This is a genomic window from Ralstonia sp. RL (assembly GCF_001683835.1).
GTDB lineage: Bacteria > Pseudomonadota > Gammaproteobacteria > Burkholderiales > Burkholderiaceae > Ralstonia > Ralstonia mannitolilytica.
In genome coordinates this window covers 1-5746 of the sequence record NZ_LWRX01000033.1, presented here as the reverse complement: position 1 = coordinate 5746, position 5746 = coordinate 1, and the positions used below count along the sequence as shown (strand labels likewise).

Here is a 5746-nt window from a genome sequence, read left to right as displayed (position 1 = left end):
CGTGGTGCGCGACGTGCAGATCAACGGCGAGATCAGCTTCACGCGCCCGCTGACCCACGAATACCCCGTCGCCAGTCCTGGCGATCCCACATCCGGCAGCTACGTCTCCAGCGCGCTCATCGCCGGCGATCTGTTCGCGCGGGTGAGCCTCGTGTTCGACCAGGCGACGTGGAACGGCGCGTGGTCCGATGCGCTGTCGGGCAGCGCGGCCACGGCGACCTTCAACAACACGCAATACCCGATCCGGGTCACTAACCGGGGCGCGGTCACCGAGCGTTGGGTGGTGCGCTTCACCAACAGCACCGCCTTCGAGGTGATCGGTGAAAACGTCGGCGTCATCGCCACCGGCAACACCAGCACCGACTGCGCGCCGAACAACCCGGCGACCGGCGTGCCGTACTTCCATCTGCCGGCGCTGGGCTGGGGCAGCGGCTGGGCGACCGGCAACGTGCTGCGCTTCAACACCATCGGCGCGCAGTTCCCGGTGTGGGTCGTGCGCACGGTGCAGCAGGGACCGGAATCGGTGCCCAACGACAACTTCACGCTGCTGATCCGCGGCGACGTGGACACCCCTTGATTTTCGACAGGAACGTGCAATGGCTGACCTATCCGTCAAGTATTTCAACAGCGGCATGGCCGGCGCGCCGCAGATCGCCAACAACTGGGGCGACCTCGTCACGATGCTCGACGCCTGCCTCGTCAACGGCTTCGCGCTGAAAGCCATCGACTCGCTGACCTCTGCCTCCGGCATCGCGACGGCCACGATCACCTCCGGCCATGCCTATCAGCGCGACCAGGTGGTGCAAATCGCCGGCGCCGATCAACCCGAGTACAACGGCTTGTTCCGCGTGCTCGCGACCACCACGACCACCTTCACCTACGCGGTGACCGGCACGCCCGCATCACCGGCCACGACCGCGACGAGCCTCTCCGCCAAGGTCGCGCCGCTGGGCTGGGAAAAGCCGTTCGCGGGCACGAACAAGGCGGCCTACCGCAGCAAGAACCCGGCCTCGCCGCAGAACCTCCTGCTGATCGACGACAGCCTCAAGACGCCCGGCTACACGACTTCGTGGGCGAAGTGGGCCAACGTCGGGATCGTGGAGGATCTGGCCGACATCGACACCATCGTCGGGGCGCAGGCTCCCTACGACCCGAACAACCCGACACAGAACTGGAAACAGGTCACCGCCAACCAGTGGGGCTGGCACAAGTGGTACCACGCGCGCCAGACCGGCTACGACACCTACGGCGACAGCGGGGGCGGCAACCGCAACTGGGTGCTGATCGGCGACGACCGCCTGTTCTTCCTGTTCTGCACCTTCGCCCCCGGCTACAACTGGTACGGGCGCGCCTTCTACTGCTTCGGCGACATCACGAGCTTCAAGCCGGGCGACAACTACGCCACCGTGCTCGCCGCGCACGACGTCTACTGGAGCAACAACAACCAGTACCTGAGCTACCCCGGCGACTACGGCGGCGCCTCGATGGTCGCGTCGCTCGACTTTTCCGGGCACGTGCTGCTGCGCAACCATACGCAGCTCGGCAACCCGGTGCGCTTCGGCCTCACCTCGCTCAACACCAACAACGGCCAGCAGATCTGCGGCCGCGGCCCGATGCCGTTTCCGAACGGCGCCGACTACAGCCTGTGGCTGCTGCCCACCTACGTGCGCCAGGAGGACGGCCACATGCGCGGCCTGATGCCGGGGATGTACTGGATGCCGCAGGACCGTCCCTACAGCGACCAGACCGTCGTCGACAACGTCGTGGGCCAGATCGGCAAGCGGTTCCTGCTGGTGCGCACGCACTACGGCTCGGATACCGAAGGCGCGCAGGTTGCGTTCGACATCACCGGCCCGTGGAGGTGAGCCGTGAGCTATCCACTCTACGACACCTTCGCCACGGCGCCGGCGGCCGCCTACACCACGGTCCTCGGCAGCATGTCCGCCAGCTACAACAGCGCCCAGCAGGCCATCGACATCTCGGCGCCCAATGCCCAGTCGATCCTGCGCTTCAACGAGGCGGCCAACGGCGATTTCTGGTTCGAGGCCGACATCGAACTCCTGATCGACCCGGGCGGCCGCAAGCACATCGGCCTGTGGCTGACGACCGGCAATGGAGCCGAGGGCTACCGGTTCGCCCACCTTGACGGCGCCTGGGGCGTGTCGCGGTGGAACAGCGGCTTCGGCGACGGCGCTGCCGTGAGCGGCAGTATCAACGACGGGGCGAAGTCAATCGCCGGCGTCGCGAGCACCGCGCCAACCTTCAACGTCGGCCAGCGCATGACGCTGCGCTGCGAAGTGATCGTCGGTGCGTTCGACGCGAACGGGGTGCCGTGGGCGCGCCTGATCCAGTTCAAGGCGGGCGGCGTGCTGCTGTTCCAGGTCGGCGACGCGACCTATCGCGGCAAGCTGATTCCCGGCGTGTTCCTGTACGGCGCGACGGCGCGCGTCCACGCCATCGCGGGCGACACGCCGTCCGGTCTGCCGGCGTTTCCGGCGACGGTGGCCGTGAACGCCGCCAATGACCTGCTGCCGTTGGCGGGTGGGACGACCTCGGTCCTGCCCGATCCGGCCTCGCCCGTCGGCGTCGCGGCGGACTGCGATCTGATGCGCCGGAGCAGCCCCGCGTCGGATCTCTGGCACCGGCCGGGCGGCTACGACCGGAACTTCCATGTCATGCAGCCCGGACGGAAGGACATCCACTTCAGCGGGCATGGCGTGATCGCCGGCACCGTCAAGGAGAAGGGACTACCCGATCAGCCGCTCGTGCGCCGTGTGCAGCTCATCAGCGAGAACGCGAACGTTCTGGTCGCCGAGACCTGGAGCGACGCCGCCGGCAATTACCGCTTCGAGTTCATCGACGCTGCGCAGCGCTACACCGTGGTGAGCTACGACTACAAGCATCTGTACCGCGCCGTGATCGCGGACAACCTGAAGCCGGAACCGATGCCATGACCGTTGCAATCACTGTCGAACACAACGAGGCGCGGCTCGCCGGCACGCTCGCTTTCCTCGATGCTGGCCCGGAGCCGGCGCGGCTGCGCATCTACGGCGGCACGCGGCCGGCAACGCCCTCTACAACGCCGACCAGTGCGATGCTGGTCGAGATCCGGCTCACCAAGCCCGCGGGCACGATTCTCGATGGGCTGCTCACGCTCACACAACAGGAGGACGGGCTGATCACGGCCACCGGCGTGGCCACCTGGGCGCGGCTGGTGAACGGCAATGACGTGACCGCGCTCGATCTCGACTGCAGCGGCACGGACGGCAACGGCGACGTGAAGCTCGCCTCTACCTCTCTGTACCTCGGCGGCGACGCCCGGATGGTGTCGGCGATCCTGGGGTAGGCCGTGGCAGACACCGAGTCGCAGCAGACCGACCTGCTGTTCGACCGCCCGGCCGCCACCGACGCGAATCTGCTGTTCGGTGCCGACTTCGTCCCGCCACGCAACGATCTGAGGGTCCTCGCGATCCTGCCGCTGCCGGCGGCGACGATCAAGTTCATCCCGCCGGCCCGTGCCGAGCTGCTGGCGGAACTGCCGCGCTTGAGCGTGCGCTCGCTGGTGCTGCGCCCGAGCGTGCCGCTCACGTTAGCGTCGAGCCTGCCGGGGATCGTGTGCACCGGCGAGGTGCGGTACTACTCGCGCACGCAGCGGCCCACGGTCGGCGAGACACGAGACACCTGGCAGGAAACGCGGGCGACCGAGCTGGGCTCCACCCAGCCTCAGCAGCACGCCCGGGCCACGCCTGCGGGATGGAGTGGGCTCTGGCAGACCGCCTCCGATGCGCTGGAAGGCATCGAGCACCGCCTACCGTCCGTGCTGCAGGCGGCGCACGAGCAACGCCGCGCGGATCACCAGGAGGCGTCACGCCTCCACGATGCGACGTGGTTTGCGCATCAGGATGGGCGTCCCCTCGGGCTCGTCCGCTTCTCGGCTTTCGAGCGCGCGACCGGCGTGCGACGCGCCACCTGGTTCCGCCACGAGGACGGCTCCGTTACCTGCCGTGCGTGGCGCGCAAGCGGCTGGCAAGACACGCGCGTCCTGGTGCAGTTCCAGGGCTCGGACCATCAGAGCGCCACGCCCTTTCCGAAGGGATGGCGGGGGCGATACCAACATGCGAGGCGGCCGCCGCCCGGGATCAGCCTGCAGGGGACCCCGCAGCCGCCGCAGCCACGGCCTTGCTATACGCCGGGCCCGCACCTGTTGTTCTCCGGGTTGGCGGTATCGCAGGGCGACCTGCAGTTCGTCTGTGAGAACCACATCGATCCGCCGCCGCCCGATCGGCAGACGGTGGTCGTCCCCGTTCGGAGGGTGTACTTCGTGATCAACAACGTGACCCTGCACCGCGTGCCGGATGGCGCCGAGGTGCCCGTGTTCAGTCTGTCGCTGTCCCTCGATGCGTCGTCCTGGAGCTGGGGCTTCGAGGCCTCGCTGCCTGCAAAAGCAGAATCGATGGTCGCACCGGGGAGCAGTGCCGGTCCGGTCGAGCTGATCGCCACCATCAACGGCACCGACTTCCGCGTGCTCGCCGAGAACATCAGCCGCGAGCGCATCTTCGGTGATGCCAGCATCCGCATCTCCGGGCGCGGGCACAACGCAGTGCTTTCCGCGCCCTACGCGCCGGTGATGACCTTCTCGAACACGGAAGGCCGTACCGCGCGCCAACTGATGGACGACGTGCTCACGCTCAACGGCATCCCGCTCGGCTGGACCGTCGATTGGGCACTCACGGACTGGAACGTCCCGGCAGGCGCCTTCGCCCGGCAGGGCACGTGGATCGAGACGCTGGCCGGCATCGCCGAGGCGGCGGGCGGCTACCTGCTGCCGCACGCTTCAGCGAAGACGCTGCAGGTGCGGCACCGCTATCCGGTGGCGCCGTGGGAATGGGACACGGTCACGCCGGACTACGTGCTGCCGGTCGACGCCGTCGCCCGGGAGTCGCTGCGCTGGATCGAGAAGCCCGCCTACAACCGCGTGTTCGTCTCCGGCCAGGACGTCGGTGTGCTCGGGCAGGTGACGCGCGCCGGCACCGCCGGCGACGTCCTGGCGCCGATGGTCGTCGACGCCTTGATCACCGAGGCCGCCGCCGCGCGTCAGCGTGGTCTTGCCGTACTGGCCGACACCGGGCACCAGATCGAGGTGAGCCTGCGCCTGCCGGTGCTGGCGGAGACCGGAATCATCGAGCCGGGCGCATTCGTCGAGTACCAGGATGGAAGCCAAGGTTCCACGATTCGGCGCATGGGCCTCGTCCGCTCGACGCAGATCGAGGCCGGCATGCCGGAGGTCTGGCAGACCCTGGGGGTGCAAGGCTATGCATAACCTCTACCAGCAGTTCCGCCAATTGATCCCCGACCCGCCGCTGCAGGCGGGGACCGCCATCGAGATCGGTTCCGGCGTAGTCACCGTGCAGTTGCCCGGTGGCGGCCGGATCAAGGCCCGCGGCACCGCCGCCATTGGTCAGAACGTGTTCGTCCGCGACGACACGGTGGAAGGCATCGCGCCGACCCTGACGCTGGAACTCATCGAGATCTGAAGCGCCACTGACCCACACATTCAACCCTCGAGACCCGCCCTGATGTTTACGCGTCGGGCGGGTTTCGCATTTCTGGAGACAACCCATGACCGAACCTGACAACAAGCCGGCCCTCGTCGAGAACATGCTCCTCCTGCGCAAGGAGGACTTCGACGAGTTGCTCGACCACGCTGCCCAACGCGGTGCCGAGCGTTGCCTCGCCCACCTTGGCC

The 5746-nt window shown here is 67.9% G+C and carries 5 protein-coding genes and 2 pseudogenes; all 7 read left to right on the top strand.

From position 1 onward, the window contains the following. A pseudogene (locus A6M56_RS03830) lies at nt 1–577 on the top strand (hypothetical protein); the annotation flags it as partial. Nucleotides 578–596: 19 nt separating this feature from the next. Then, nucleotides 597–1865, top strand: coding sequence for a hypothetical protein (locus A6M56_RS03825; protein WP_286757789.1), 1269 nt, complete (start codon nt 597–599; stop codon nt 1863–1865). 3 nt (nt 1866–1868) lie between these two features. Further along, a complete protein-coding gene (locus tag A6M56_RS03820; protein WP_286757787.1) occupies nt 1869–2954 on the top strand; it encodes a hypothetical protein in 1086 nt (361 codons plus the stop codon). Next, nucleotides 2951–3346 carry a hypothetical protein gene (locus A6M56_RS03815; protein ID WP_286757785.1) on the top strand — a complete coding sequence of 132 codons (396 nt, stop codon included), beginning with the start codon at nt 2951–2953 and terminating at the stop codon, nt 3344–3346. The genes A6M56_RS03820 and A6M56_RS03815 overlap by 4 nt, the downstream gene beginning before the upstream one ends. Nucleotides 3347–3349: 3 nt before the next feature. After that, a complete protein-coding gene (locus tag A6M56_RS03810; RefSeq protein WP_286757784.1) occupies nt 3350–5320 on the top strand; it encodes a hypothetical protein in 1971 nt (656 codons plus the stop codon). After that, nucleotides 5313–5534: a hypothetical protein gene (locus tag A6M56_RS03805; protein WP_286757783.1), complete on the top strand. Its 222-nt coding sequence runs from the start codon at nt 5313–5315 to the stop codon at nt 5532–5534. The genes A6M56_RS03810 and A6M56_RS03805 overlap by 8 nt, the downstream gene beginning before the upstream one ends. A gap of 85 nt (nt 5535–5619) precedes the next feature. Next, a pseudogene (locus tag A6M56_RS24265) lies at nt 5620–5746 on the top strand (DUF6127 family protein); the annotation flags it as partial.